The organism is Pseudomonas cichorii (genome assembly GCF_015471405.1).
GTDB classification, from domain to species: Bacteria; Pseudomonadota; Gammaproteobacteria; order Pseudomonadales; family Pseudomonadaceae; genus Aquipseudomonas; species Aquipseudomonas serbiensis.
The window spans coordinates 24,794-51,053 of record NZ_BLVZ01000023.1 but is presented as its reverse complement, the minus strand read 5'-3'; the positions used below and the strand labels follow the sequence as shown (position 1 = coordinate 51,053).

Below are 26,260 nucleotides of genomic sequence, written 5' to 3'. Positions count from 1 at the left end.
CTATGAACAGCAGTTTTACCCACATCACCGTACTGCTCGAAGAAGCCGTCGAGGCTCTCGCTGTGCGCGCCGATGGCTGCTATCTGGACGGCACATTCGGTCGTGGCGGACATAGCCGCCTGATACTGCAGCATCTGGGGCCGGATGGCCGGCTGCTGGGGTTCGACAAGGATCCTCAAGCGATTGCCACAGGGCAAGCGCTGGCGGCCGAAGACGGCCGCTTTGTCATTGTGCAGAGAAGCTTTGCTGAATTGGGCTCGGAGGCTCAAGAACGCGGGTTGGCAGGCAAGGTCAACGGCATTCTGCTGGACCTTGGCGTGTCGTCGCCGCAACTGGATGATCCTGAGCGTGGCTTCAGCTTCATGAACGACGGCCCGCTGGACATGCGCATGGACCCGACTCGCGGTGTGAGTGCGGCCGAGTTCATCGCCACAGCCCCCGCTGAAGAAATTGCCCGGGTTTTCAAAGAATACGGCGAAGAACGTTTCGCCAAGCGCATGGCCAATGCCGTGGTCCAGCGTCGTGAAGTCCAGCCTTTCGAGCGCACTGCCGATCTGGCAGAAGTCCTCAAGGTCGCCAACCCCGCCTGGGAAAAAGGCAAGAATCCGGCCACGCGCGCCTTCCAGGGCCTGCGTATTCACGTCAACAACGAACTGGGTGATCTGGAAGCCGGTCTTGAAGCGGCGCTGGACGCCCTGGAAGTCGGCGGCCGTCTGGTGGTCATCAGCTTCCACTCTCTGGAAGACCGCATCGTCAAGCTGTTCATGCGCAAGCTCGTCAAGGGCGAAGCTGACAACATGCCCCGTAATCTGCCGATCCAGTTCAAGGCCTTCGAGCCGAAAATCAAACTCATCGGCAAGGCGCAGTTCGCCTCGGACGCAGAAACCAGAGCCAATCCACGCTCGCGCAGTGCCGTCATGCGTGTGGCGGAGAAGCTCAGGTGAGTCGTCTGTTCCTCAAGCCATTGCCCGGCGGCAGTTTCATTATGTTGCTGCTGTTCATTGCCGTCCTCATTTCGGCAATCGGCGTGTCCTATAGCGCCCACTGGAACCGGCAATTGCTCAACTCCCTGTACTCGGAGATGAGCGTGCGCGACAAGGCGCAGGCCGAGTGGGGGCGTCTGATTCTTGAGCAAAGTACCTGGACGGCCCACAGCCGCATCGAGAACCTGGCCACCGAACAGTTGAAAATGCGCATCCCCAACGCTGCCGAAGTACGGATGGTGGCGCCATGATGAAGCTTGAGGGTGCCCTGTATCCGTGGCGTTTCCGTGTTGTGGTGGGCTTGCTCGTCGTGCTGGTGCTCGCCATCTGCTGGCGCATTGTCGATCTGCAGGTCATCGATCACACCTTCCTCAAGGAGCAGGGTGATGCTCGTAGCGTCCGTCATATCCCGATTCCGGCTCACCGTGGTCTGATCACCGACCGTAACGGCGAGCCTCTGGCCGTCAGTACTCCCGTGACTACGCTGTGGGCCAACCCGCGTGAAATGCAGCAGGACAAATCCAAGTGGTCCTTGCTGGCGGCTGCGCTTGGCCAGGACCTCAAGGCCCTGACCGAGCGTCTCGATTCCCAGGCCACCAAGGAATTCATCTACCTGGTTCGCGGCCTGACGCCTGAACAAGGGCAGTCGGTGCTGGACCTGAAAGTCCCCGGTGTCTACGGCATCGAGGAGTTCCGGCGTTTCTATCCGGCCGGTGACGTGACCGCCCACATGGTTGGCTTCACCGACCTTGATGACCATGGTCGCGAGGGCGTCGAGCTTGCCTACGACGACTGGCTCGCCGGGGTTCCCGGCAAGCGGCAGGTCATCAAGGACCGCAGGGGACGACTGATCAAGGACGTCCAGGTAACCAAGAACGCCAAGGCCGGCAAGACCTTGGCTTTGTCTATTGATCTGCGCCTGCAATATCTGGCCACCCGCGAGCTGCGCAACGCCATTGTAGAGAACGAAGCCAAGGCCGGTAGCCTGGTAATCATGGACGTCAAGACCGGCGAAGTTCTGGCCATGGTCAACCAGCCGACCTACAACCCGAACAATCGCCGCACCATGGTGCCTGCTGCAATGCGTAACCGGGCAATCATCGACGTGTTCGAGCCGGGTTCGACCATGAAGCCGATTTCCATGACGACCGCGCTGGACAGCGGCCGCTGGAAACCGAGCGACAAGGTCGAGGTCTATCCGGGCACCTTGCAGATCGGCAAGTACACCATTCGTGACGTGACCAAGACCGAAGGGCCGATCCTCGATCTGACCGGGATTCTGATCAACTCCAGTAACGTGGGCATGAGCAAGATCGCCTTCGACGTGGGCGGTGAAGCCATCTTCCGTACCATGCAGCGCGTCGGTTTCGGCCAGTACACCGGCCTTGGATTCCCCGGCGAGCGCGTGGGCAATCTGCCGAACTACCGCGAGTGGCGCAAGGCTGAAACCGCGACCCTGTCCTACGGCTACGGGCTTTCGGTAACTGCTTTGCAACTGGTGCATGCCTACGGCGCGCTGGCCAACAACGGCCGGATCGTGCCGCTGACCATTCTGAAAAGCGACACGCCGCCGACGGCAGTGCAGGCCATTCCAGAAAACACCGCCAAGACCCTGCAAGGCATGTTGCAGCAAGTGATCGAAGACCCGCGTGGCGTCTATCGCGCCCGTGTGCCGTCCTATCACGTCGGCGGCAAGAGTGGTACTGCACGCAAGACTTCCATCGGCACCAAGGGATACGCGGAAAACTCCTACCGTTCCCTGTTCGCCGGTTTTGGCCCGATGAGTAACCCGCGCTATGCAATCGTCGTTGTGATCGATGAGCCGAGCAAGGGTGGTTATTTCGGTGGTCTGGTTTCTGCCCCGGTATTCAGCAAGGTCATGTCCGGTACGTTGCGTCTGATGAACGTGACGCCTGACAACCTCGCCGCACCGCAAGAGCAGGTCAATGTTGCCCCGGTAGTGAAAGGAGGGCGTGGCTGATGGCTTTCAATCTGAGCAAGATTTTCGCTCAAACCGACCGCGATCCTCTGATTCGCGAGTTGACGCTCGACAGTCGTAATGTCCGGCCGGGAGACCTGTTCCTGGCTGTGCCCGGCATCAAGCTTGATGGCCGCGCCCATATCGCCGACGCCTTGCAACGCGGCGCGGCGGCCGTGGCCTATGAAGCAGAAGGTTCGACGGTGTTGCCGATTACCGATGTGCCGTTGATTCCTGTGAAGGGCCTGGCTGCGCAGTTGTCGGCCATTGCTGGCCGCTTCTATGGCGAGCCGAGTCGCGGCCTGAATCTGGTGGGCGTGACCGGCACCAATGGCAAGACCAGTGTCACGCAACTGGTCGCCCAGGCTCTTGACCTTCTCGGTCAGCATTGCGGCATTGTTGGTACTCTGGGGACTGGCTTTTATGGCGCGCTGCAAAGCGGCCGCCACACCACGCCTGATCCTATTTCCGTACAGGCAACCATCGCCGACTTGAAAAAGGCCGGCGCACGCGCCGTTGCGATGGAAGTGTCGTCTCACGGCCTTGACCAAGGTCGTGCGACCGCTCTGGATTTCGATGTCGCCGTGTTGACCAATCTGTCCCGCGATCATCTGGATTACCACGGCACGATGCAGGCCTATGGCGCGGCCAAGGCCAAGCTGTTCGCATGGTCGGATCTGCGCTGCCGGGTCATCAACCTGGACGACGAGTTCGGTCGTGAGCTGGCCGAGATCAAGCATGAGTCGCGTCTCATTACCTACAGCCTCCAGGACAAGAGCGCATCGCTTTATTGCCGCGATGCGAAGTTCGATGACGATGGCGTACGCGCCACGCTGGTGACTGCGCAAGGTGAACACCTGCTGCGCAGCCGTCTGCTGGGGCGCTTCAACCTGAGCAATGTGCTTGCCGCTATCGGCGCCTTGCTGGGGCTGGAGTATGCGCTGGACGAAATTCTCAAGGTCCTGCCGAAGCTGGAAGGCCCGGTCGGGCGCATGCAGCGTCTTGGCGGTGGCGACAAACCTTTGGTGGTGGTTGATTACGCCCATACCCCCGATGCGCTGGAGCAGGTCCTCAACGCATTGCGTCCGCATGCCAAGGGCCGCTTGTTGTGCCTGTTCGGTTGCGGTGGCGATCGTGACAGTGGCAAGCGTCCGCTGATGGCCGAAGTGGTCGAGCGCCTTGCCGATGGCGTCTGGGTTACTGACGACAACCCCCGCACAGAATCGCCGGGCCGGATCTTCGATGATATCCGCCCAGGCTTCGTGACCCCTGATGCCGTGCATTTCATTGAAGGCCGTGGCCAGGCGATTGCCGAACTGATTGCCAGTGCCGATGCGGCAGATGTCGTGGTCCTGGCTGGCAAGGGCCATGAGGACTATCAGGAAATCAACGGTCAGCGTCATGCGTTCTCCGATCTGGAAGAAGCCGCCAAGGCCTTGGCTGCACGGGAGTCTGCGAATGCTTAAAGCATTGACCTTCAGCGAACTGGTCGCGCCGCTTGATGCCCGTCGTGTGGGCGATTGCAGTTTTACCGGCGTGAGCACCGACAGCCGTGGCATCTTGCCGGGCCAGTTGTTCGTTGCCCTGACCGGCCCGCGATTCGATGGTCACGAGTATCTGGATCAGGTTGCCGCCAAAGGCGCCGTAGGTGCTCTGGTCGAGCGTGAAGTGGAAGGTGCAGCCTTGCCGCAACTGGTCGTGCTCGATACCCGCAAGGCCTTGGCGCAATTGGGCGCGATCAATCGCAATGCCTTTGTCGACAGGCCTGTTGCAGCCATTACCGGTTCCAGTGGCAAGACCACGGTCAAGGAAATGCTGGCCAGCATCATGCGTACCCGCGGCCCGGTTCTGGCCACACGTGGCAATCTGAACAACGAACTGGGCGTGCCGCTGACCCTGCTTGAGCTGTCCCCGGAATACTCCTCGGCAGTCATCGAGCTTGGGGCGTCGCGTGTCGGTGAAATCGCTTTCACTGTCAGCCTGACAAAACCTCATGTCGCACTGATTACCAATGCCGGGACCGCCCATGTCGGTGAGTTCGGTGGTCCGGACAGGATCGTGGAGGCCAAAGGCGAAATCCTTGAGGGGCTCGATGCCAGCGGCATTGCGGTCCTGAATCTGGATGACAAGGCATTCCCGACCTGGCGTATCCGTGTCGGTGAGCGAAAGATCGTCAGCTTTGCCCTGAGCAACACCCAGGCCGACCTGCACGCCAGTGACCTGGGGCGCGATGCCCGTGGCTGCCCGAACTTTTTGCTGCACAGCCCGTTGGGTACTGCGCAGGTGCAACTGAATCTGCTGGGTAAACATAACGTGGCCAATGCGCTGGCGGCTGCTGCTGCGGCCTTTGCGCTGGGCGTTACGCTGGAAGGCATTGTCACTGGCTTGAATAATGTTCAGCCGGTCAAGGGGCGTACGGTCGTGCACATTGCCAGCAATGGTGTGCGAGTGATCGATGACACCTACAACGCAAACCCGTCTTCCATAAATGCCGCTGTCGATCTGTTGGCCGATTTCCCCGGACGTACTGTCCTGGTGCTGGGCGATATCGGTGAACTGGGGGACTGGGCCGAACAAGGTCACCACGACGTGGGCGCCTATGCCGCCGGCAAGGTTTCCGCGCTCTATGCCGTTGGTCCGTTGATGGTTCACGCCGTCAACGCCTTCGGCGAGCATGCGCGCCATTTTGCCAGCCAGGCCGACCTGATTGCGGCGCTGGGCGCCGAGCAAGACACAAATACCACTTTATTGATCAAGGGCTCGCGTAGTGCCGCGATGGAAAACGTCGTGGCCGCCTTATGCGGTTCTAGCCTGGAGAAACATTGATGCTGCTGCTGTTGGCCGAGTTTTTACAACAGTTCTACAAAGGCTTTGCGGTCTTCCAATACCTGACCTTGCGCGGGATTCTCGGCGTGCTCACGGCCCTGACCCTTTCGCTGTGGCTGGGCCCGTGGATGATTCGTACCCTGCAGCTTCGCCAGATTGGTCAGGCCGTGCGTAACGATGGTCCGCAATCGCACCTCTCCAAGTCCGGCACCCCGACCATGGGCGGTGCATTGATCCTGTCGTCCATCGGCATCAGCACCTTGCTGTGGGCTGACTTGAGCAACCGTTATGTGTGGGTGGTACTGCTTGTCACGCTGCTGTTCGGCGGCATTGGCTGGGTTGATGACTATCGCAAGGTGATCGAGAAGAACTCCCGTGGTCTGCCAAGTCGCTGGAAATACTTCTGGCAGTCGGTGTTCGGCCTGTGTGCAGCCATCTTCCTTTATACGACTGCGCCGTCGGCGACCGAAACCACGCTGATCGTGCCGATGCTCAAGGATGTGCGCATCCAGTTGGGCATGGTCGGTTTTATCGTATTGACCTATTTCGTCATCGTCGGCTCCAGCAACGCCGTGAACCTGACTGACGGGCTGGACGGGCTGGCAATCATGCCGACCGTCATGGTCGGTGGCGCGCTGGGTATCTTCTGCTACCTGTCGGGTAACGTGAAATTTGCAGAATACCTGCTGATTCCCTATGTGCCGGGAGCGGGTGAGCTGATCGTATTCTCCGGTGCGCTGATTGGTGCCGGGCTCGGATTCCTGTGGTTCAACACTTATCCGGCCCAGGTGTTCATGGGCGACGTCGGTGCCCTGGCTCTGGGCGCGGCACTGGGCACCATGGCAGTGATCGTCCGCCAGGAAATCGTCTTGTTCATCATGGGCGGCGTGTTCGTGATGGAAACCCTTTCAGTGGTCATTCAGGTTGCGTCATTCAAACTGACCGGTCGCCGCGTGTTCCGCATGGCGCCTATCCACCACCACTTCGAACTCAAGGGCTGGCCTGAGCCGCGTGTGATTGTCCGTTTCTGGATCATCACCGTGATTCTGGTACTGATCGGCCTTGCAACGCTGAAACTGAGGTAGAACGAGTGTCTTTGATCGTTTCCGACCGCTTCCGTATCGTTGTCGGTCTTGGCAAAAGTGGCATGTCCCTGGTTCGCTTCCTGGCGAACCGGGGCGTTGCGTTTGCCGTGGCCGATACGCGGGAGAATCCCCCTGAGCTGGCGACCTTGCGTCGCGATTACCCGCAGGTGGAAGTGCGTTGTGGCGAGCTGGACGTAGAGTTTCTCTGCCGTGCCGACGAGCTGTATGTCAGCCCGGGGCTGGCCCTTGCGACACCAGCCTTGCAGCAGGCCCATGCCCGTGGCGTGAAGATGTCCGGCGACATCGACCTGTTCGCGCGTTACGCGAAGGCGCCGATCATTGCAATCACCGGTTCCAATGCGAAAAGCACCGTGACCACGCTGGTGGGCGAGATGGCACAGGCCGCAGGCAAGCGCGTTGCTGTCGGCGGCAACCTCGGCATGCCGGCTCTGGATCTGCTCAGCGATGACGTCGAGCTGTACGTGCTGGAACTGTCCAGCTTCCAGCTCGAAACCACTGACGAACTCAACGCCGAAGTCGCGACCGTGCTGAACGTCAGCGAAGATCACATGGATCGCTACAGCGGCCTGCCGGCCTATCACCTGGCCAAGCACCGGATTTTCCGTGGTGCCCGGCAAGTCGTCGTCAATCGTCAGGATGCACTGTCCCGACCACTGATCGGTGAAGGTCTGCCTTGCTGGACCTTCGGCCTGAACAAACCGGATTTCCACGGTTTCGGTCTGCGTGAAGAAAATGGCGAAAAATACCTGGCCTTCCAGTTCGACAACCTGATGCCGGTTCGCGAACTGAAAGTCCGTGGCGCACACAATCAGGCCAATGCCCTGGCAGCGCTGGCACTGGGGCATGCCGTCGGCCTGCCGTTCGATGCCATGTTGAGCAGCCTGCGGACCTTCAGCGGTCTTGAGCATCGCTGCCAGTGGGTGCGCGAGCGGGCGAGTGTTCATTATTACAACGACTCCAAGGCTACCAACGTTGGCGCCGCACTGGCTGCTATCGAAGGCCTGGGTGCTGACATCACCGGCAAGCTGGTGCTGATCGCCGGTGGCGATGGCAAGGGTGCTGACTTCAGCGGCCTGCGTGCTGCCGTTGCCGCTCATTGCCGTGCAGTCGTCCTGCTGGGCCGCGATGCCCAGCTGATCGCTCAGGCGCTGGGCGATGCTGTACCGCTGGTGCGTGTCATCACGCTGGAAGAGTCCGTGCAGCGCAGTGCCGAACTGGCTCAAGAGGGCGATGCGGTATTGCTTTCGCCTGCCTGCGCGAGCCTCGACATGTTCAAGAATTACGAAGAGCGCGGACGCCTGTTCGCCCAGGCAGTGGAGGGCTTGTCATGATCTTTGGCGTGATCAAGCCTTATCCGTCGCCGCTGATCAGTGGCCGTGGCATAGACCTCGACTTCCCGATGCTGGCTGGTTGCCTGGCGCTGCTGGGGCTTGGGCTGGTGATGATCACTTCCGCGTCGTCGGAAGTGGCCGCCGTGCAGTCGGGCAACACGCTGTACATGATGACCCGCCATCTGATCTATCTGTTGATCGGTCTGGGTGCCTGCTGCGCGACCATGATGGTGCCGGTCGCCACGTGGCAGCGCATGGGCTGGCTGATGCTGATCGGTGCCTTCGGTTTGCTGTTGCTGGTGCTGGTGCCGGGTATCGGCCGCGAGGTAAACGGCTCGATGCGCTGGATCGGCTTCGGCGCGTTCAACGTGCAGCCCTCTGAAATCGCCAAGGTCTTTGTGGTGATCTTCCTGGCCGGTTACCTGATTCGTCGTCAGCAGGAGGTTCGTGAAAGCTGGATGGGCTTCTTCAAGCCGTTCATCGTGCTGCTGCCGATGGCGGGCCTGTTGCTGATGGAGCCTGACTTCGGAGCCACGGTCGTGATGATGGGCTCGGCTGCCGCCATGCTGTTTCTCGGTGGTGTCGGGCTGTTCCGTTTCTCCCTGATGGTGGTGCTGGCTGTGGTTTCCGTGGTGGTGCTGGTACAGGCCCAGCCTTACCGGATGGCGCGTCTGACCAACTTCACCGACCCGTGGGCGGACCAGTTCGGTTCCGGCTACCAGTTGACCCAGGCGCTGATCGCATTCGGTCGCGGCGAATGGTTCGGCGTCGGTCTGGGCAACAGTGTCCAGAAACAGTTCTATCTGCCGGAAGCTCATACCGACTTCGTGTTCTCGGTGCTTGCCGAAGAGCTGGGTGTCATAGGGTCTTTGCTCACAGTCGCCTTGTTCCTGTTCGTCAGTATTCGTGGCATGTACATAGGTATGTGGGCAGAAAGGGCCAAACAGTTCTTCGGTGCTTACGTTGCTTATGGTCTTTCTTTCCTGTGGATCGGCCAGTTCCTGATCAACATCGGCGTAAACGTAGGCCTGCTGCCAACCAAAGGCCTGACCTTGCCATTCCTCAGCTATGGCGGCAGTTCGCTTGTGATCTGCTGTGCGAGCCTCGGTCTGCTGCTGCGCATCGAGTGGGAATCGCGCAACAACATGGGCAGTGAAGAAACCGAATTCAAAGAGAGCGACTTCGCCGAGGAGCCGCCCCATGGACGCTAACGTGTTGATCATGGCCGGTGGCACCGGCGGGCATGTATTCCCGGCGCTGGCCTGTGCTCGCGAGTTCCAGTCGCGTGGCTACAAGGTGCATTGGCTGGGTACGCCACGGGGTATCGAAAACGAACTGGTCCCGCAGGCCGGGCTGACCTTGCACCTGATCGATGCCACCGGTTTGCGCGGCAAGGGCAAGCTGTCGCTGCTCAAGGCCCCTTTCATGCTGCTCAAGGCATTGCGTCAGGCCCGCAAGGTCGTGCGCGAGTTGAAACCGGTGTGCGTCGTGGGCTTCGGTGGTTATGTCACAGGCCCAGGTGGCCTGGCCGCGAAGCTGGCGGGCGTGCCGTTGATCATCCATGAGCAGAACGCTGTGGCCGGTACCGCCAACCGCAGCCTGTCGTCCTTCGCCAGCCGTATCTGCGAGGCGTTCCCGGACACCTTCAGTGCAACGGCCAAGCGCCGCACGACCGGCAATCCTGTACGGGTCGAGCTGTTTCTTGAAACACCACGCCAGGCACTGGCCGGCCGCAAGGCGCGTCTGCTGGTCCTGGGCGGCAGCCTGGGCGCGGAGCCCCTGAACAAGTTACTGCCCGAAGCCCTGGCTCTGGTGTCTGAAGACATACGGCCCGAGGTCTTCCATCAGGCCGGCAAGAAACACGATGAAGTCACCGCCGAGCGCTATCGCAGCGCTGGCGTCGAGGCGCAGGTCGCGCCGTTTATCCAGAACATGGCACAGGCCTATGCCTGGGCCGATCTGGTCGTCTGTCGCGCAGGTGCGTTGACCATCAGTGAACTGGCAGCCGCAGGCTTGCCTTCGTTCCTGATACCGCTGCCTTACGCGATCGACGACCACCAGTCTCGTAACGCTGACTATCTGGCTCGCGAAGGCGCAGCCTTTGTCATGCCGCAAGCGACAACTGGCGCCGCCGAGATGGCTGCGCGCCTGAAAGAGGTTTTGATGCAACCCGAACAATTGAACAACATGGCCCGTACCGCCCGCAGGCTGGCCCGGCCAGACGCAACCAACACCGTTGTCGACGTCTGTGTGGAGGTGGTCAATGGTTGAGAGTCAACGCGCCATGCCTCAGCCGGAAATGCGCCGTATTCGCCGCATCCACTTCGTCGGTATCGGCGGTGTGGGTATGTGCGGTATCGCCGAAGTACTGCTGAACCTCGGCTATGAAGTATCGGGCTCTGACCTGAAGAACTCGGCCGTTACCGAACGTCTGAAATCCTTCGGTGCACACATTTTCATCGGTCACCTTGCCGAGAACGCTGTCGGTGCCGACGTGCTGGTGGTTTCCAGCGCCGTGAACACCTCCAACCCGGAAGTCGCGACAGCCCTTGAGCGTCGTATTCCTGTGGTGCCCCGTGCCGAGATGCTGGCCGAGCTGATGCGCTATCGCCATGGCATCGCGGTTGCCGGTACTCATGGCAAGACCACCACCACCAGCCTGATCGCTTCGGTGTTTGCTGCCGGTGGCCTGGACCCGACGTTCGTGATCGGTGGCCGTCTCAACGCTGCCGGTACCAACGCACAGTTGGGCACCAGCCGTTACCTGATCGCCGAGGCCGATGAAAGCGACGCCAGCTTCCTGCATCTGCAGCCGCTGGTCGCAGTCGTTACCAATATCGACGCCGATCACATGGCCACTTACGAAGGCGACTTCAACAAACTGAAGAAGACCTTTGTCGAGTTCCTGCACAACCTGCCGTTCTACGGTCTGGCGGTGATGTGCATCGATGATCCGGTGGTGCGTGAAATCCTGCCGCTGGTCAAGCGTCCGACCCTGACCTACGGCTTCAGCGAAAAAGCCGATGTGCGTGCTATCAACGTGCGCCAGGACGGCATGCTGACGTTCTTCACCGTGCTGCGTCGCGACCGTGAGCCGCTGGACGTATCGGTGAACATGCCGGGCAACCATAACGTGCTCAACTCCCTGGCAACCATCGCCATCGCCACTGACGAAGGCGTCAGCGACGAAGCCATCGTCCAGGGCCTGTCGGGCTTCCAGGGCGTTGGTCGCCGCTTCCAGGTCTATGGCGAACTGCCCGTCGAAGGCGGCAACGTGATGCTGGTGGACGACTACGGTCACCACCCGCGTGAAGTGGCTGCGGTCATCAATGCCGTGCGTGGCGGCTGGCCGGATCGTCGTCTGGTCATGGTCTATCAGCCGCACCGTTTCAGCCGTACCCGTGACCTGTACGACGATTTCGTGCAGGTGCTGGCCGATGCCAATGTGCTGTTGCTGATGGAAGTCTATCCGGCAGGCGAAGAGCCGATCCCCGGTGCCGACAGCCGCAACCTGTGCCACAGCATCCGGCAGCGCGGGCAACTGGACCCGATCTACATCGAACGTGGTGTCGAACTGGCGCCGCTGGTCAAGCCGCTGCTGCGCGCCGGTGACATCCTGCTGTGCCAGGGGGCCGGTGATATCGGTGGCCTGGCTCCGCAATTGCTCAAGAGCCCGCTGTTCGCCGGTGCCGTCATTGCTTCAACCGAAGGGAAGCTCAAATGACAGTGACTTCGCAATCTTCCCTGCGCTCGACCCTTGAACCGAAAAGCTTCGGCCGCGTTGCCGTGCTCTTCGGTGGCAAGAGTGCTGAGCGGGAGGTTTCGTTGAAGTCGGGGCGAGCGGTGCTGGATGCATTGCTCAGCGCTGGCGTGGATGCGTTCGGCATCGACGTGGGCGATGACTTCCTGCAACGGCTGGTCAGCGAAAGGATCGACCGTGCCTTTATCGTCCTGCATGGTCGTGGCGGTGAAGACGGCACGATGCAGGGCCTGCTGGAGTGCCTGCAAATCCCTTATACCGGTAGCGGTGTACTGGCTTCTGCACTGGCCATGGACAAGTTGCGCACCAAGCAGGTCTGGCAAAGTCTTGGGCTGGCCACTCCGCTGCATGCGGTTCTGGGCAGTGAGGCCGACTGTATTTCTGCCGCGACGGAACTGGGCTTCCCTTTGATCGTCAAACCGGCCCATGAAGGTTCAAGTATCGGTATGGCGAAGGTGACCGGCGTCGACGAATTGATCGCCGCATGGAAAGCCGCCAGTACCTACGATTCACAAGTTTTGGTCGAACAATGGATTCAGGGTCCTGAGTTCACGATCGCCTGCCTGCGTGGCGAAATATTGCCGCCCATCGGCCTGGGCACTCCTCACAGTTTCTACGATTACGACGCCAAGTACCTGGCTTCCGATACCCAGTACCGGATTCCGTGCGGGCTCAGTGATGACAAGGAACAGGAACTCAAACAACTGACAGCACGTGCTTGCGAAGCCATCGGCATTGCAGGCTGGGCGCGCACGGATGTCATGCAGGATGCGCAAGGCAAGTTCTGGCTGCTGGAAGTCAACACCGTGCCAGGCATGACCGATCACAGTCTGGTCCCCATGGCGGCTCGTGCTGCCGGGCTGGACTTCCAGCAACTGGTGTTGGCGATTCTGGCCGACAGCGTTCAGGTGAGAGGTTAAGCATGTACGGCGCGTCGGCACGTCATCAGCCACCTGCTCCTGGCCGCAAGCCAGTGCCGCGTGGCGCCAGTCGGATGGTGGCCAAGGAGCCATTGTCGGCGCGACTGCCCAAGCCGGGCTTCGGTTTCCTGAAAGGACTGTTCTGGCCGGTGCTGCTGGTGGTTCTGGGTTTCGGTACGTACGAAGGTGCGCAGCGTCTGTTGCCGTATGTAGACCGTCCGATCACCCGCATCAACGTGCAGGGTGACCTGAGCTACATCAGTCAGCAGGCGGTGCAGCAACGAATCGCGCCTTATGTGGCGGCGAGCTTCTTCACCATCGATCTGGCCGGTATGCGTACCGAACTGGAGCAGATGCCCTGGATCGCCCATGCCGAAGTACGGCGCGTATGGCCGGATCAGGTCGTGGTTCGACTGGAAGAGCAACTGCCCGTCGCCCGTTGGGGAGACGAAGCGCTGTTGAACAACCAGGGACAGGCTTTCACGCCGCGTGAACTGTCCAACTATGAACACCTTCCCCAGTTGTTCGGCCCGCAGCGGGCTCAGCAACAGGTGATGCAGCAGTACCAGGTGTTGAGTCAGATGTTGCGCCCCATGGGGTTCTCCATCGCACGCCTGGAGTTACGTGAGCGTGGCAGTTGGTTCCTGACCACCGGTGCCGGCAATGCCGGTCCGGGTATCGAGTTGTTGCTGGGACGCGATCATCTTGTGGAAAAAATGCGCCGCTTCATCGCGATTTACGAAAAAACGCTTAAAGAACAAATCACGAATATTGCGCGCATCGACCTGCGTTACTCCAACGGCCTTGCGGTTGGTTGGCGTGAACAGGTAGCGCCCACAGCGGACAAGCCCGCTGTCGCGAAGAATTGATAAGAGGCTGGACCATGGCAAATGTGCAAAGCGGCAAAATGATCGTCGGGCTGGATATCGGTACCTCCAAGGTGGTGGCACTGGTAGGCGAAGTCGCGGCCGATGGCTCGCTGGAAATCGTGGGTATCGGTACCCATCCATCCCGTGGCCTGAAAAAGGGCGTGGTGGTGAATATCGAATCGACCGTGCAATCGATTCAGCGCGCCGTCGAAGAAGCGCAACTGATGGCGGGCTGCCGTATCCACTCGGCGTTCGTCGGCGTGGCGGGCAACCATATTCGCAGTCTGAACTCCCACGGCATCGTGGCTATTCGTGATCGCGAAGTCAGTTCTGCGGATCTGGAGCGTGTGCTCGATGCCGCACAGGCTGTTGCCATTCCTGCCGACCAGCGCGTTCTGCACACCTTGCCTCAGGATTACGTGATCGATAACCAGGAAGGCGTGCGCGAGCCGCTGGGCATGTCCGGCGTGCGCCTGGAAGCCAAGGTGCATGTGGTGACCTGCGCAGTGAACGCCGCCCAGAACATCGAGAAGTGCGTGCGCCGCTGTGGCCTGGAAGTCGACGACATCATTCTCGAGCAACTGGCTTCGGCCTATTCGGTATTGACCGATGACGAGAAAGAGCTGGGCGTGTGCCTGGTGGACATCGGTGGTGGCACCACGGATATCGCGATCTTTACCGAAGGCGCCATTCGTCACACCGCCGTGATCCCGATTGCCGGCGATCAGGTCACCAACGACATCGCCATGGCGCTGCGTACACCGACCCAGTATGCCGAAGAAATCAAGATTCGCTACGCCTGCGCCCTGGCCAAACTGGCCGGTGCCGGTGAAACCATCAAGGTCCCGAGCGTGGGCGACCGTCCACCTCGCGAGCTGTCGCGTCAGGCCCTGGCTGAAGTGGTCGAACCTCGTTACGACGAGCTGTTCACCCTGATCCAGGCCGAACTGCGCCGCAGCGGTTATGAAGATCTTATCCCGGCAGGCATCGTGCTGACCGGTGGTACCTCGAAAATGGAAGGTGCGGTCGAACTGGCCGAAGAAATCTTCCACATGCCGGTACGCCTCGGCGTGCCGCATAGCGTCAAAGGGCTCGCTGATGTTGTGCGCAACCCGATCTACTCCACAGGCGTAGGCCTGTTGTTGTACGGGCTGCAAAAACAGTCGGATGGCATCTCGCTGTCCGGTCTGGGCAACAGCAGCAGTTACGGCGACGAACCCAAGGCCCCAGTGCTTGAGCGCGTCAAGCGCTGGTTCCAGGGCAATTTCTGAGTTTCAAGGCTTCAAAAGTGGTAGCGGCAGGTAGTAGGCAGAAACAAAACTAGAGAACTGAAGGAGAGGGAAAATGTTCGAACTCGTAGACAACGTCCCGCAGAGCCCGGTAATCAAGGTTATCGGTGTGGGTGGTGGTGGTGGCAACGCTGTCAATCACATGGTCAAGAGCAACATCGAAGGCGTGGAATTCATCTGCGCCAACACTGATGCTCAGGCACTGAAAAACATCGGTGCACGCACCATCCTGCAATTGGGTACTGGCGTAACCAAAGGTCTTGGCGCTGGCGCCAACCCTGAAGTCGGTCGTCAGGCGGCACTGGAAGACCGTGAGCGCATTGCAGAAGTCCTGCAAGGCACCAACATGGTCTTCATCACCACTGGCATGGGCGGCGGTACCGGTACCGGTGCAGCTCCGATCATTGCCGAAGTGGCAAAGGAACTGGGCATTCTCACTGTTGCGGTCGTGACTCGTCCGTTCCCGTTTGAAGGCCGCAAGCGCATGCAGATCGCCGATGAAGGCATCCGTATGCTGTCTGAAAGCGTCGACTCGTTGATTACTATCCCCAACGAGAAGCTGCTGACCATCCTGGGTAAAGACGCCAGCCTGCTGTCGGCTTTCGCCAAGGCTGACGATGTTCTGGCCGGTGCCGTTCGCGGTATCTCCGACATCATCAAACGTCCGGGCATGATCAACGTCGACTTCGCCGACGTCCGTACCGTGATGAGCGAAATGGGTATGGCAATGATGGGTACCGGCTGCGCCAGCGGTCCGAATCGTGCGCGTGAAGCGACCGAAGCGGCCATTCGCAACCCGTTGCTCGAAGACGTCAACCTGCAAGGTGCGCGTGGCATCCTGGTCAACATCACCGCCGGTCCTGACCTGTCTCTGGGTGAGTACTCCGACGTGGGTAGCATCATCGAAGCGTTCGCTTCCGAGCACGCAATGGTCAAGGTCGGTACTGTTATCGATCCGGACATGCGTGACGAGTTGCACGTGACTGTGGTTGCCACTGGTCTGGGTGCGAAAATCGAGAAGCCTGTGAAGGTTATCGACAACACCCTGCAAACCGTCCAGCAGGCCGCTGCTCAACCGGCAGCAGCTCGTCAGGAAGCTCCATCGGTTAACTACCGTGATCTGGACCGTCCGACCGTAATGCGTAACCAGGCTCATGCAAGCGCCACTGCAGCGGCCAAGATGAACCCTAACGATGACCTTGACTACCTGGACATCCCGGCTTTCCTGCGTCGTCAGGCCGATTGATGAAATGTATCAGGGGTATTAGGGTGATTGGTGTTCAGCAAAGGCATGGTCTGCTATCATCGCCAGCCTTTGTTGATACCAGTTCGCAACTTGCGCTGAAGCGGCCATGCCATGATTAAACAACGCACCCTGAAAAATATTATCCGTGCCACAGGTGTTGGCTTGCATTCCGGGGAAAAGGTTTACCTGACCCTCAAGCCTGCGCCTGTGAATACCGGCATCGTGTTTTGCCGAGCCGACCTGGATCCTGTCGTGCATATTCCTGCACGAGCGGAAAATGTCGGAGACACCACACTGTCGACCACTCTGGTCAGCGGTGACGTCAAGGTAGACACGGTAGAACATTTGCTTTCGGCCATGGCTGGCCTTGGCATCGATAACGCCTACGTCGAGCTCTCTGCCTCCGAAGTTCCAATCATGGACGGCAGCGCAGGCCCTTTCGTATTCCTGATTCAATCGGCTGGTCTAGAGGAACAGGACGAGCCGAAGCAGTTCATCCGTATCCTGCGTGAGGTGACAGTGGAAGAGGGCGGTAAACGCGCTACTTTCGTGCCTTTCGAAGGGTTCAAGGTCAGTTTCGAGATCGATTTCGATCACCCTGTCTTCCGTGACCGCACCCAGAGTGCAAGCGTGGACTTTTCCAGTACTTCCTTCGTGAAGGAAGTCAGCCGTGCACGGACCTTCGGGTTCATGAGTGATATCGAGTACCTGCGCAAGCACAACCTCGCACTCGGCGGCAGCGTGGAAAACGCCATCGTGGTCGACAAGGAAGGCGTCTTGAACGAAGACGGCCTGCGTTACGAGGACGAATTCGTCAAACATAAAATCCTGGATGCCATCGGCGACCTCTACCTGCTGGGCAATAGCCTGATTGGTGAGTTCCGAGGCTTCAAGTCGGGGCATGCACTGAACAATCGTCTGCTGCGCACGTTGATCGAGCAGCCGGACGCCTGGGAAGTCGTGACCTTCGAGGATGCCAGTACGGCACCTATTTCTTACATGCGTCCTGTCGCGGCCGTGTAAGCAAGCTTTACTCTCTTTCCTTTTGTTCTTTAAAGGCTGCCTTCGGGCGGCCTTTTTTTATGGCTTTTCGAGAGATAAAAAAGCGGCTCAGTGTGAGCCGCTCTTTTCAGCTGAAAACCATCAATGATGACTGCTGCTGCCCAGATTGCCGCCATTGCCATCCGGAATGCTGATGTTGACGTTCTGCATCATGCCCTGATCTTCATGATCGAGGATGTGGCAGTGCAACACGAACTCACCGATGTAGCGTTGGTAGCGAGTGCGGACGTAGATCTTGTAGAGGCCTTTGGTGTTCGTCACCGGATCAAAGCCCGGTGTCTTTCCGGTAGGGCCTTTGACAAACAGCGTGTCCTTCCAGACGCCTTTGAGGCCTGCATACTGAGCATCGTTGTTGTCGGTTTTATCCACAGCTCCCGGCTCACTGAGGTCAGTGCCATCCGGGCCGATGATCTTCTCGATCTGGAACGGGTTGACGTGGATATGGAACGGATGGCTGACGTAAGCCGATTGCAGGGTCCAGGTTTCCGCTGTCCCCAGTGTCAGCTGACGATTGATGACATCGGGCTTGTAGGGCTCTGCGTTCGCTGCGGTGGTGCCGACAGCAAACTTGACGTTGTTCGGATCGGTAGCGTTGAGCATGAACACCAGATTCTGCTCAAGATTGCCGCTCTTCTTCAGCTCCTCATCGGAGATGCTTGCGTGTGGAATGAACTTGGTCAGTTTCAGGTCCTTCTGAAGGTCGCTGACCACCAGCCTCTGAACCTCTGCTGGCATGTTGCGCTTGGCAGCAGCGACCAGTTCGGTGGTGACTGCGGCCTTGATGTCTTTGATTTTAGGGCCTGCGCCGACTTCAACGAAACCGAGCAGTTGCGTGCTGCCAGTGGTCTGGTTGACGCTTCCCGATGCGGTTTCAGGCTTGTCTACTACGCAATAGCGACCAGGTTCCGGAAACATCACCAGCAGGTCATTGCGATAACCTGGCTGCAAGGTGACCTGGCTGAGTTGCTGAGCCTTGTCCATGGTCAGGCCGTCTGAAGCGATGACCTGGAACGGCACCGGCTCCCCTACGCACTGGTTGGCGATGAAGCTTTCAGAGTCGGCGGTACTGATCCCTTCCTGGCTACGCTGGCGTCCTGTTTCGGCCATTTTGCGAAATTGCGGCACGATGGTGTCGCGAATGCCCGCATGTACCAGCCTCCAGCGCTCGATAGTGCCGCTGTTTGCGAAAAAGATCGGTTGGACCTGGCCGTTGATCGTGGTGTAACGCCCCGAGTTCTGCCAGTCGCTTGGGCCAAACTGCGCCTCATAGTTTTCCACGACCCCTATCTGGCCTTTAGCGCAATTCCAGTTATAGGTCTTGCCGCCATCGTCCGTGCAGGCATAGGGAATCTGTTGCAGGACCAGCAAGCGTTCGGTGAACGGCTTGCCATCAGCGCCTTTGAGCAAGGTATCGATATCGCCATTGCTTTCATGCGTCGGTTTGCGATCGCCATGGATCACCAGAGCGCCCGCCATGCCGCTACCCACTTGCAGGGCGGTAGAGCCGTGGCGATGTGGGTGATACCAGAACGTACCGGCCGGGTGGTCTTCGGGGATGTTGTATTCGTACTGGAAGCTGACACCGGGGTTGATCGACAACAATACGTTATCGCTGTTACCCGTCGGGCTGACCCACAGGCCGTGGGAGTGCAGGTTGGTGCCATTGAAGCAGTGTGGTTTGTCTGTCGCCGCATGAGGGTCGGTGCAGCTCGGATCCTTCGGCAGGTTGTTGTTCAGCGTGACCCGAATGGTATCGCCCGGCGTGGCATTGATCGTAGGGGCAACAAAAGGCCTGCGCGGGTCGACGTCTGTGCCTTTGTAGCTGCGCAGTCTGACCACATCGTCGTTCTTGGTTGTCGGGTTATAGATGCTACTGACGGTATAGCCGATATTCAGCACCAATTGCCGTTCCTTGCCTGCGCGAGGTGTCGGCGCGGGAAGCGGCTTGGTCGCAGCTTTTTCGACGCCCGAACGCATCAGCAAAGTAGTCTGGCCACTAACCGCCTGGCTCGGAGCCTGCTGTTGCAGATCGGGCGGATTGATGAACTGCCGTGATGACTCTTCGGCCATTGCGGTCAATGCCGTGCATCCCACTATCAATGCGGCAATCGCGGCGTGCAGATGGCAACGTTTCATTGCCGGTGCCGTGCCTTTGCTACAAGACTCTTCCAGTCTGGCCATATACATCTCCCTGATTACAAATGATCCCAAAGGGACAACAAGAGTCGGTGTGCCGTGAAGGCCGCGTAACGATAGCCAATTAGTGGCCACTAGCAAGTCTTGTCGATATTAATTCTTGTTTGCGGCTCTCGGGCGCTGCTAGCTAATAGTGCAGGCCTTAATACTGATCAATTAAGGCGTACACATCACCTTGTGGGAGGGCAGCTTGCTGGCGAAGACTTATGTGAAGTGCGCCCCGATCCTTTGCCAGAAACCACGCTCAGGTGGCGGTGCAATTTCTGGCGCTATATGCGGCATATCCCGCAAGCGAATCCATGACTCATCACGCCATTGCATCACGCTCAATGAGGTGCCCGGCCACTGCAAATGACAGAGCCTCGGGTTATCCAGCGTTTCATTTTGCGGCGCGTGCAGCACCGTCAGCACTTCGTGGGTCAGCCACTGTCGCAGCGCCCGGTTTTCAGGGACGTAGTGATGAACCAGCAATGCAAATGCGCCTGACTCGCTGACCATCAATTGCTTTTGCCACTTGCCATTAGCCTGCAACCAGACAACCCGTCGCTGATCGCCATCGAGCTTGAGTGCTGAGCGTTCACCCAGCGTCTGGCCCATCAAGCGGGCAAGGTCGGCCAGACAAAACCATGCCTGGGCTTCGCTGAAGATGGCGCGCAGCATGCGGTGGTGGCGGGAGAAAAGGGTGGCTTCAAAATGGTCTGTGCAGGGGGGCGTTGGAGCGATATTCCGCATTGGTGGCACTCTACTTGGATCACGGATTGAAGCTGCCATGAATTGTCGCCAAACAATGGGTGGCAGCTATGTGAGGGTTGGCGAACCGGCAAGTAGAAAACCCGGCAGACCCGAAGGTCTCCCGCACACAGCCGCCATAACGCGGTGGCCGACAGAATAAAACGACTGCGCCGCGATGGGGAGTATTTACTTGATCGGATCGCCAAACCCGGTCGCTGATTTGGCAGCGAGTGGAGTGGAGGTTAGCCGTGGCGCTGCTGGTATGTAATCGGGGAATTCACAGGCGGTTGTAGGAAATCGCTATCAGGTGGCGGTGCAATCGCTGGCACGTGTATGGCGAGTCAGTGAGCGGGGATCACATGAGGTGCGCTGAAAATGTGTTGCCTGTAAGCAGGTCGTCGCGGCCAAGGCCCCTCCCACAAGTGATATGTACGCCCTGACTGATCGGCGTATAAGACCTTTTCATAAATCTGCCACCAGCCTGAAACATCTCCGCTGTTGACTAGAGGGCTGCCCCCGAAATTCAAGGCTGGATGATGACGAAAAACCGACAACAAGGTGCGGCACTGCTGATGGTGCTGGTTGCCCTCGCCATGCTGGCTGCCGGGCTGGCCTGGATGGTCGAGCAGGGAAGGCAGGAGGTGGACAGCGTCCGCTTGCTTCAGCAGCGGGTTCAGGCGCGGTCGATTGAAAAGGCGGCTCTGGCGTTTGCCGAGCAGGCGCTCAAGGACCCGGTGTGGCGCGCCAGCCCTTTGTTCTGGCAGGCCTTACGCGGGCAGCCTTTGAGCTACGACTTCAAGGGTGGCAAGGCGAGTATCCGTATTGTCGATTTGCACCGCTGTTTCAACGTCAACAGCCTGATAGGTCCTGAAGCCGAGCGTGCGCAAAAGCAGCTGGTTTATCTGCTGGGAGCGGATATGGCGGCTGAGCGTCTGACCCAAAGCCTGACCGACTGGATAGACGCCGATCATCAGAGCAGCCTGCACGGTGCCGAAAACAACGAATACCTGCGCTCGTCGCCCCCGCGTCTGGCGGCCAATCAGTTGATGGTCGACATCAGCGAGCTGAACCTGCTGTTACCCGCCGACAGCCAGCGCGAACAACGTTATCCACAGTTGTGCGCATTACCGGAAACCACGGGCTGGCGACTGAATGCCAATGCCTTGAACCTCAGTGAATTGCCACTGCTGGAGGCCTTGTTCGAGGGGAAAGTCGAGCGCTCGCAATTGACTCGCCTGATCAGCGGCAGACCGGCCGGTGGCTACCTCGATGCCAGTGCCTTGCGCCAGGCCATGGGTGCCATGGACGATGAAGCCTTCGCCCAACTGAGCGAAGGCTTGCAACTCAACGGCGATCACTTCCTGGTGCAGATTGAAGTGGAGCTGGATGGCCAAACATTTCACAGCCAATACCGTACCGAAGCCCTGGGCATCGTGAAATGGCACAGTCGGGTGCCGGCACAGGAGATGGTGGTGCGGGAGCGGGAAGTGGGACGGCGGTAGTCGTAAGCTGCAAGCCGCAAGCCGCAAGCCGCAAGCTACAAGCTACAAGCTACAAGCTACAAGCTACAAGCTACAAGCACTTGCAGCTCCCAACTTGCCGCTTGCAGCTCGCCCCTCAACTACACCGCCAGATCCCCGCCATCAGCCCGCTGGATTACCACGGTTGAAGCGCGTGGCCGAACCGTGCCCACGGTGACGTCGGTGGCGACATCGGTGGATGGCCAGTTCTCGGGGTGCTGGATATTGAGGAACATGGTCTTGTTGTCCGGCGTAAAGGCCAGGCCGGTGACTTCGCTGCCATTGGGGCCAACGAAGAAACGACGCAGGTCGCCCTGGTTCTGGGCATTGACCGGGATCTGCCTGCCTTGTGCATCGAGCATATTGGTCGGGATCACCGCCAGCATCTGGTCGTTGGTGTAGCTGGTAATGGTGGATTCGCCGTTGTCGGTCTGGACCCACAACACGCCACGGCTATCGAAGCTCATGCCGTCCGGGCTGGCGAACTGGTTCAGTTCGGTCAGGCCGGAGCGGTTGATATCCGCCGTGCCGGAAGCATTGGCGCCGAAAACGAAGATGTCCCAGGTGAACGACACCAGATCGTCGGCGTCATGCCAGCGAATGATATGCCCGTGCCTGTTGTTGACCCGTGGGTTGGCAGCGTTCGCCGTCGTGCGGCTGGTGTTGTTGGTCAGGGTCAGATAGACGTCGCCATTGAGCGGGTTGACGGCTGTCCATTCCGGGCGGTCCATCGGGGTTGCGCCCACGGCATCCGCAGCACCACGGGTGTTGAGGATGATGCCTGGCAGGTCGGTGAACTTGGCACCCAGGGTGCTGCTGTCGGTCGTTGCGGTGGCTACGTCGAGCAACAGCCAGTTGCCACTGCCGTCAGCGTTGAAGCGGGCGACATAGAGTTTGCCGCTGTCCATGTACTTGGCACCGGTTGCCAGGCGATCGCTCGGGTTGGCATCGGCCGCGTCCCACAGTGCGGTGGACACGAACTTGTAGAGGTATTCATTCTGCGAGTCGTCGCCCATGTAGAACACCACCGGCTTGCCGGGAGTGGTCAGGCCCGGCCAGCAGCCTTCGTGACGGAAGCGACCAAGTGCGGTGCGTTTCACTGGCAGGGTGCTTGCGCTGTAAGGATCGATTTCAACGATATAGCCATAGGTGCTGGCTTCGTTGCGGTAATCGTCCGTGGCGGTGGCACCGGACGGGGTGATGTTGAAACGGGTGAACTCGCCGTTGACCTCGGAAGCATCGCCTGCTGCGGTTTCCCAGCGATAGTTGCCGTTTGAGGTGGCGATGCCGATACGCACCTGATCTGCCGGGCGGGTACCTCTGTTGACGAAAATCCCTGGCCAGTTTTCTTCACAGGTCAGGTAAGTGCCCCATGGCGTGTAGCCGTTACCGCAGTTGTTGTTGGTGCCACGAGTCTGGCTGCCGTCGGTGGAGAACACGGTCTTGACGTGATCGGTGCCTTTCAGCGGGCCGGACAGGTTCATCACCGAGGCCGTGGTGAAGCGGCGGTTCAGCGGGTCGTTTTCCACCACTTGCCAGCGGTTGCCGACTTTGCTGATACGCACTACGCCAGCGCCATGGGCGTTGATTTCCTTGCGTACTTCTTCGACAGGCCGGACGCCACCCACCAGGGTCGCGCCAGACGGGTGCAAGGCGTCCTGATCGATGTATTCGAAGTTGATCGCCAGCAGGCCGTCGGTGGAACTGCCGTTGATGGGGAAGTAATGCATGCCGTCGTGGTGCATGCCCATCGAGTTGGCCTGGTCGGTGGACGTGTTGCTGCCGTCGCTTTTCCACGGGTTGGCGAGGTTGCTCAGCGGTGTGCCCCACGGTGCGAGTACGTAAGCGGTATAACCGGCGGCAATGGTCACGGCGTCGGTGAGGGAGCCGGGGATCGAGGTGAACCCCAGTTTCAGACCGGCTTCCGGTGCTGGCGTCGGTGCCGGGTCGTCATTTGAGTCGCCGCCGCTGTCAAAGCAACCGGTCAGCCCGGCACCCGCAATCATGGCAATGGCAGCACCCAGTCCGCCACGTACCACACTGCGACGGCTCAGATAGGTGTCCAGCACGGATGACAGCGGTTCGTTGGTACTCAGGTTGCGGTTCAGGTTATCGCCGGTATTACGACTCATTCATCAGGTCCTTTTTATGAAATAGGTTTGGAAAAGGAACCGGGACTGTAGAAGTCGAGTGTGATGATTCATTGGCAGTTTTATTAAGAAAGCCTCTAAAAGTCGTCGTAGTTATTTCATTTTGTTACAGAGGGGCAATAAGGGCCCAGGTTAAAAATCTGCCATCAAACTGTCATTTTCCATCGCCAATATGCCGCCCCTGTGAAGGATTCGCCTCAGGACACAAGAACGATGGCTTCAATGGCGCGGCGCGATGTGTTGGGATGGATGACGGCTGGTGCCATGGCGCCGTTGCTGTCGGCCTGCTCAAGCCTTCAGTACAGAGGCTCTGTGGCCAGCGGCAGCTACGTCGATCTGCTGTATGTGGCCGACACTCTCGATGCACGTCAGCCGGGCAAGCCCGTGGTCCCCGCCACGCGCCTGGGGCCTGCGACACGTATCGGGCAGGCACCCTGGATTACGGGGGCCAATGCCCGCGTTCACTCTCCCGATCAAAGCTCACTCAACAGCCTGCTCGACGCCAGCCTGAGCCAGCACATCGAAACCGGTGGCTATCCTGTGCTGGGCGCGTTGTTGCAGCGTTTTCGCAGCGAAGCGGGCGAGGGCAACAGCCTCACACTGGAAAACGGCCAGTGCTGGAATGGCAGCGGCCTGGCTTATCTGACTCAGGGGAAGTCCGGCGTTCAAGGCAGCGCATTGCTGGGCAGTGAAGTGCGGGTCAGCAGTGATGAACGTCTGCTCTGGCCACAACAATGCACCGGTCTGTATCGCCAGTTCGGCCATCCGGTGCTTGGCGCAGACCTGGCTGCCGACGTCAGCCAGCGGCTGGGGACCGAAGCCGTGGCCTTCTTTCGTCGCGGTGGAATCCGGATCGCGGTGGTGGGCATTACCGACCCTTACGCTCGCGATCAGAAACTGTCTCTCAAACAATGGCACGACAGCCTGCAACCGGCACTTGAGCGCGCCCGTGCCGATGCCGATCTGGTGATCGCGCTGGCGGATGTCGGTACCGGGCCGGGGATCTGGCTGGCAGAGCGTCTGTCGCAGATTGATCTGGTGTTGTGCGCGCGGGGTCAGGATCTCTGGCCGCAACCGGTGGAAATCATGCAAGCCTCCGGCAAGCGGGTGCCCGTGGTATTGGGTGGAACCCGTGCCAGCGGAGCCTTTCGCATTCGTTGCCAGCAGGTCGCTGGACAATGGCAATTCACGGCGCGTTTTCATCCTGCCCTGGAAAGCACGTTGACTGCGGCTGATCAGGTTCAGGCCCAGCGTATTCGGCAACTCGCTCAACAACAACGCGCCGCCCATGCCGGTTGGCTCGACGAGCCACTGGCCCGTGCGCCGGAAAACCTCTGGCGTCGGGATGTGCGCGGCGGCAGTTGGGACCGCTTGCTGCATGAGGCATTGGCCGAGCGTGCGGACAGCCCCGTGTTGTTGCCGGGCCTGCGATACGACAGCCCGCTGGCGCAAGGGCAGATGATTACCCGCGAACACCTGATCAGCCTGACCGGCAGCTACCCGGCTCCGGTGGTGAATGTGCCAGCCAAACAAATCCCCAAGGTGCTGGAAAACGTTGCCGAGCAAATGTTCGGCGATATGTTGCTGCTGGATAACAGCCAGGACCTGCCGCGCTGGATGGGCCAGGCGTGGGAGGTCACCTACAGCGCTGGCGGCAAGCGGGTCAGTGGTGTGGGCGACCTCGCCGGACAGTGCCGGACGTTTGGTCTGGGCTTCGATGCCCAGGCTGGCCAGCCGTTCTGGCAGCACCTTGAAGCCTGGCTTCGCGAGCGTCCTGCGGACTGGCGCATCGCGCCTTTGCAATTGCCCCGGATGCGCTACGTGCAAGGTCATCCCGGCTGGCATCCTCGGGAGTCGACTGCATGATTCGTCTGGTCTGGGCGAGCCATGTGTTTCTGGTGATGCTGATCGGCTGGCTGGCGGCGCAGTGTGTGTTGCAGGCCTGGCATGGCTCGGCGCAACCGACCACCGGCAGCGCGCCAACGGCTCCAGTGGCCGGTCTGTTGAGCAGCCATTGGCGAGCCGGCCCCATTCTCAGTAATGAGCTGCCCCTGACCACGCTGGGCATCGAATACCTGGGCAGCCTCAAGGCCATTCCCCTGAGCGCCACAGTGGTGGTGCTGCGTTTCGAGCAACGCCAGCGCACCCTGGGCCGCGGCCAGAAACTGGCCCCCGGCGTTTCTCTGCATGACATCGATGAGCTGGGCATGGTGTTCGACAACAACGGCAAGCTCGAACGTTTGCCATGGCCTGCGCAACGGCCGTTCTTCGGCTTCAAGCAACAGGGATAAG

The 26,260-nt window shown here is 59.6% G+C and carries 21 protein-coding genes; 18 read left to right on the top strand and 3 right to left on the bottom strand.

The window, feature by feature from the left end; translation table 11 throughout:
- Positions 1 to 2: 2 nt before the first annotated feature.
- From rsmH to lpxC, 15 genes are all read left to right on the top strand, one after another.
- A complete protein-coding gene (gene rsmH / locus JL015_RS26650; RefSeq protein WP_201020586.1) occupies positions 3 to 944 on the top strand; it encodes a 16S rRNA (cytosine(1402)-N(4))-methyltransferase RsmH in 942 nt (313 codons plus the stop codon).
- Positions 941 to 1,234, top strand: coding sequence for a cell division protein FtsL (gene ftsL / locus JL015_RS26645; RefSeq protein WP_201005721.1), 294 nt, complete (start codon positions 941 to 943; stop codon positions 1,232 to 1,234). Before rsmH ends, ftsL begins: the two co-directional genes overlap by 4 nt.
- Complete coding sequence (locus JL015_RS26640; protein ID WP_201020593.1) at positions 1,234 to 2,964, top strand: peptidoglycan D,D-transpeptidase FtsI family protein; 1,731 nt, start codon at positions 1,234 to 1,236, stop codon at positions 2,962 to 2,964. Before ftsL ends, JL015_RS26640 begins: the two co-directional genes overlap by 1 nt.
- Positions 2,964 to 4,427, top strand: a complete 1,464-nt coding sequence (locus tag JL015_RS26635) for a UDP-N-acetylmuramoyl-L-alanyl-D-glutamate--2,6-diaminopimelate ligase (protein ID WP_201020585.1) — start codon at positions 2,964 to 2,966, stop codon at positions 4,425 to 4,427. The genes JL015_RS26640 and JL015_RS26635 overlap by 1 nt, the downstream gene beginning before the upstream one ends.
- The gene (locus tag JL015_RS26630; RefSeq protein ID WP_201020584.1) at positions 4,420 to 5,787 is read left to right on the top strand and encodes a UDP-N-acetylmuramoyl-tripeptide--D-alanyl-D-alanine ligase; all 1,368 of its coding nucleotides are present in this window, start codon (positions 4,420 to 4,422) and stop codon (positions 5,785 to 5,787) included. The genes JL015_RS26635 and JL015_RS26630 overlap by 8 nt, the downstream gene beginning before the upstream one ends.
- Positions 5,787 to 6,872, top strand: a complete 1,086-nt coding sequence (gene mraY, locus JL015_RS26625) for a phospho-N-acetylmuramoyl-pentapeptide-transferase (protein WP_201005715.1) — start codon at positions 5,787 to 5,789, stop codon at positions 6,870 to 6,872. Before JL015_RS26630 ends, mraY begins: the two co-directional genes overlap by 1 nt.
- Before the next feature lie 5 nt (positions 6,873 to 6,877).
- Positions 6,878 to 8,224, top strand: a complete 1,347-nt coding sequence (murD, locus tag JL015_RS26620) for a UDP-N-acetylmuramoyl-L-alanine--D-glutamate ligase (protein WP_201020583.1) — start codon at positions 6,878 to 6,880, stop codon at positions 8,222 to 8,224.
- On the top strand, positions 8,221 to 9,435 hold the full coding sequence (gene ftsW / locus JL015_RS26615) for a putative lipid II flippase FtsW (RefSeq protein WP_025261734.1): 1,215 nt from the start codon (positions 8,221 to 8,223) through the stop codon (positions 9,433 to 9,435). The genes murD and ftsW overlap by 4 nt, the downstream gene beginning before the upstream one ends.
- A complete protein-coding gene (gene murG, locus JL015_RS26610; protein WP_201020582.1) occupies positions 9,425 to 10,495 on the top strand; it encodes an undecaprenyldiphospho-muramoylpentapeptide beta-N-acetylglucosaminyltransferase in 1,071 nt (356 codons plus the stop codon). Before ftsW ends, murG begins: the two co-directional genes overlap by 11 nt.
- Positions 10,488 to 11,948 carry a UDP-N-acetylmuramate--L-alanine ligase gene (murC, locus tag JL015_RS26605; RefSeq protein WP_025261732.1) on the top strand — a complete coding sequence of 487 codons (1,461 nt, stop codon included), beginning with the start codon at positions 10,488 to 10,490 and terminating at the stop codon, positions 11,946 to 11,948. The genes murG and murC overlap by 8 nt, the downstream gene beginning before the upstream one ends.
- A complete protein-coding gene (locus JL015_RS26600; RefSeq protein WP_025261731.1) occupies positions 11,945 to 12,904 on the top strand; it encodes a D-alanine--D-alanine ligase in 960 nt (319 codons plus the stop codon). Before murC ends, JL015_RS26600 begins: the two co-directional genes overlap by 4 nt.
- A gap of 2 nt (positions 12,905 to 12,906) precedes the next feature.
- A complete protein-coding gene (locus JL015_RS26595; RefSeq protein ID WP_025261730.1) occupies positions 12,907 to 13,773 on the top strand; it encodes a cell division protein FtsQ/DivIB in 867 nt (288 codons plus the stop codon).
- Between the two features lie 14 nt (positions 13,774 to 13,787).
- Positions 13,788 to 15,044, top strand: a complete 1,257-nt coding sequence (gene ftsA, locus JL015_RS26590; RefSeq protein WP_025261729.1) for a cell division protein FtsA — start codon at positions 13,788 to 13,790, stop codon at positions 15,042 to 15,044.
- Positions 15,045 to 15,117: 73 nt separating this feature from the next.
- On the top strand, positions 15,118 to 16,308 hold the full coding sequence (gene ftsZ, locus JL015_RS26585; protein ID WP_025261728.1) for a cell division protein FtsZ: 1,191 nt from the start codon (positions 15,118 to 15,120) through the stop codon (positions 16,306 to 16,308).
- 111 nt (positions 16,309 to 16,419) lie between these two features.
- Positions 16,420 to 17,331 (top strand): UDP-3-O-acyl-N-acetylglucosamine deacetylase, encoded by a 912-nt coding sequence (gene lpxC, locus JL015_RS26580; RefSeq protein WP_025261727.1) that lies wholly within the window; start codon positions 16,420 to 16,422, stop codon positions 17,329 to 17,331.
- A 120-nt stretch (positions 17,332 to 17,451) separates the two neighbouring features.
- On the opposite strand, the gene JL015_RS26575 is transcribed toward lpxC, so the two are convergent.
- Positions 17,452 to 19,551: a multicopper oxidase family protein gene (locus tag JL015_RS26575; protein WP_236250285.1), complete on the bottom strand. Its 2,100-nt coding sequence runs from the start codon at positions 19,549 to 19,551 to the stop codon at positions 17,452 to 17,454.
- Positions 19,552 to 19,770: 219 nt separating this feature from the next.
- On the bottom strand, positions 19,771 to 20,298 hold the full coding sequence (locus tag JL015_RS26570; protein WP_201020581.1) for a BRO-N domain-containing protein: 528 nt from the start codon (positions 20,296 to 20,298) through the stop codon (positions 19,771 to 19,773).
- A gap of 536 nt (positions 20,299 to 20,834) precedes the next feature.
- On the opposite strand from JL015_RS26570, the gene gspK reads away from it, so the two are divergent.
- Positions 20,835 to 21,800: a type II secretion system minor pseudopilin GspK gene (gene gspK / locus JL015_RS26565; protein WP_201020580.1), complete on the top strand. Its 966-nt coding sequence runs from the start codon at positions 20,835 to 20,837 to the stop codon at positions 21,798 to 21,800.
- A gap of 119 nt (positions 21,801 to 21,919) precedes the next feature.
- Here the strand turns inward: gspK and JL015_RS26560 are convergent, their stop codons facing one another.
- Positions 21,920 to 23,950, bottom strand: coding sequence for a PhoX family protein (locus JL015_RS26560; protein ID WP_201020579.1), 2,031 nt, complete (start codon positions 23,948 to 23,950; stop codon positions 21,920 to 21,922).
- Positions 23,951 to 24,181: 231 nt separating this feature from the next.
- On the opposite strand from JL015_RS26560, the gene JL015_RS26555 reads away from it, so the two are divergent.
- Together JL015_RS26555 and JL015_RS26550 are read left to right on the top strand one after the other, a co-directional pair.
- Positions 24,182 to 25,834 carry a lipoprotein UxpA gene (locus tag JL015_RS26555; protein ID WP_201020578.1) on the top strand — a complete coding sequence of 551 codons (1,653 nt, stop codon included), beginning with the start codon at positions 24,182 to 24,184 and terminating at the stop codon, positions 25,832 to 25,834.
- A complete protein-coding gene (locus JL015_RS26550) occupies positions 25,831 to 26,259 on the top strand; it encodes a pilus assembly protein PilZ (protein ID WP_201005697.1) in 429 nt (142 codons plus the stop codon). Before JL015_RS26555 ends, JL015_RS26550 begins: the two co-directional genes overlap by 4 nt.
- The last annotated feature ends 1 nt before the right edge of the window (position 26,260 follow it).

Excerpts from the sequence above, each read along its gene's own strand:
- JL015_RS26575 (WP_236250285.1), bottom strand. The coding sequence starts at position 19,551 with ATGGCCAGACTGGAAGAGTCTTGTAGCAAAGGCACGGCACCGGCAATG.
- lpxC (WP_025261727.1), top strand. The coding sequence starts at position 16,420 with ATGATTAAACAACGCACCCTGAAAAATATTATCCGTGCCACAGGTGTT.
- JL015_RS26550 (WP_201005697.1), top strand. The coding sequence starts at position 25,831 with ATGATTCGTCTGGTCTGGGCGAGCCATGTGTTTCTGGTGATGCTGATC.
- JL015_RS26600 (WP_025261731.1), top strand. The coding sequence starts at position 11,945 with ATGACAGTGACTTCGCAATCTTCCCTGCGCTCGACCCTTGAACCGAAA.
- JL015_RS26560 (WP_201020579.1), bottom strand. The coding sequence starts at position 23,950 with ATGAGTCGTAATACCGGCGATAACCTGAACCGCAACCTGAGTACCAAC.
- murC (WP_025261732.1), top strand. The coding sequence starts at position 10,488 with ATGGTTGAGAGTCAACGCGCCATGCCTCAGCCGGAAATGCGCCGTATT.
- rsmH (WP_201020586.1), top strand. The coding sequence starts at position 3 with ATGAACAGCAGTTTTACCCACATCACCGTACTGCTCGAAGAAGCCGTC.
- ftsW (WP_025261734.1), top strand. The coding sequence starts at position 8,221 with ATGATCTTTGGCGTGATCAAGCCTTATCCGTCGCCGCTGATCAGTGGC.
- JL015_RS26635 (WP_201020585.1), top strand. The coding sequence starts at position 2,964 with ATGGCTTTCAATCTGAGCAAGATTTTCGCTCAAACCGACCGCGATCCT.
- JL015_RS26570 (WP_201020581.1), bottom strand. The coding sequence starts at position 20,298 with ATGCGGAATATCGCTCCAACGCCCCCCTGCACAGACCATTTTGAAGCC.
- gspK (WP_201020580.1), top strand. The coding sequence starts at position 20,835 with ATGACGAAAAACCGACAACAAGGTGCGGCACTGCTGATGGTGCTGGTT.
- ftsA (WP_025261729.1), top strand. The coding sequence starts at position 13,788 with ATGGCAAATGTGCAAAGCGGCAAAATGATCGTCGGGCTGGATATCGGT.
- JL015_RS26630 (WP_201020584.1), top strand. The coding sequence starts at position 4,420 with ATGCTTAAAGCATTGACCTTCAGCGAACTGGTCGCGCCGCTTGATGCC.
- JL015_RS26640 (WP_201020593.1), top strand. The coding sequence starts at position 1,234 with ATGAAGCTTGAGGGTGCCCTGTATCCGTGGCGTTTCCGTGTTGTGGTG.
- mraY (WP_201005715.1), top strand. The coding sequence starts at position 5,787 with ATGCTGCTGCTGTTGGCCGAGTTTTTACAACAGTTCTACAAAGGCTTT.
- JL015_RS26595 (WP_025261730.1), top strand. The coding sequence starts at position 12,907 with ATGTACGGCGCGTCGGCACGTCATCAGCCACCTGCTCCTGGCCGCAAG.
- ftsZ (WP_025261728.1), top strand. The coding sequence starts at position 15,118 with ATGTTCGAACTCGTAGACAACGTCCCGCAGAGCCCGGTAATCAAGGTT.
- murG (WP_201020582.1), top strand. The coding sequence starts at position 9,425 with ATGGACGCTAACGTGTTGATCATGGCCGGTGGCACCGGCGGGCATGTA.
- JL015_RS26555 (WP_201020578.1), top strand. The coding sequence starts at position 24,182 with ATGGCTTCAATGGCGCGGCGCGATGTGTTGGGATGGATGACGGCTGGT.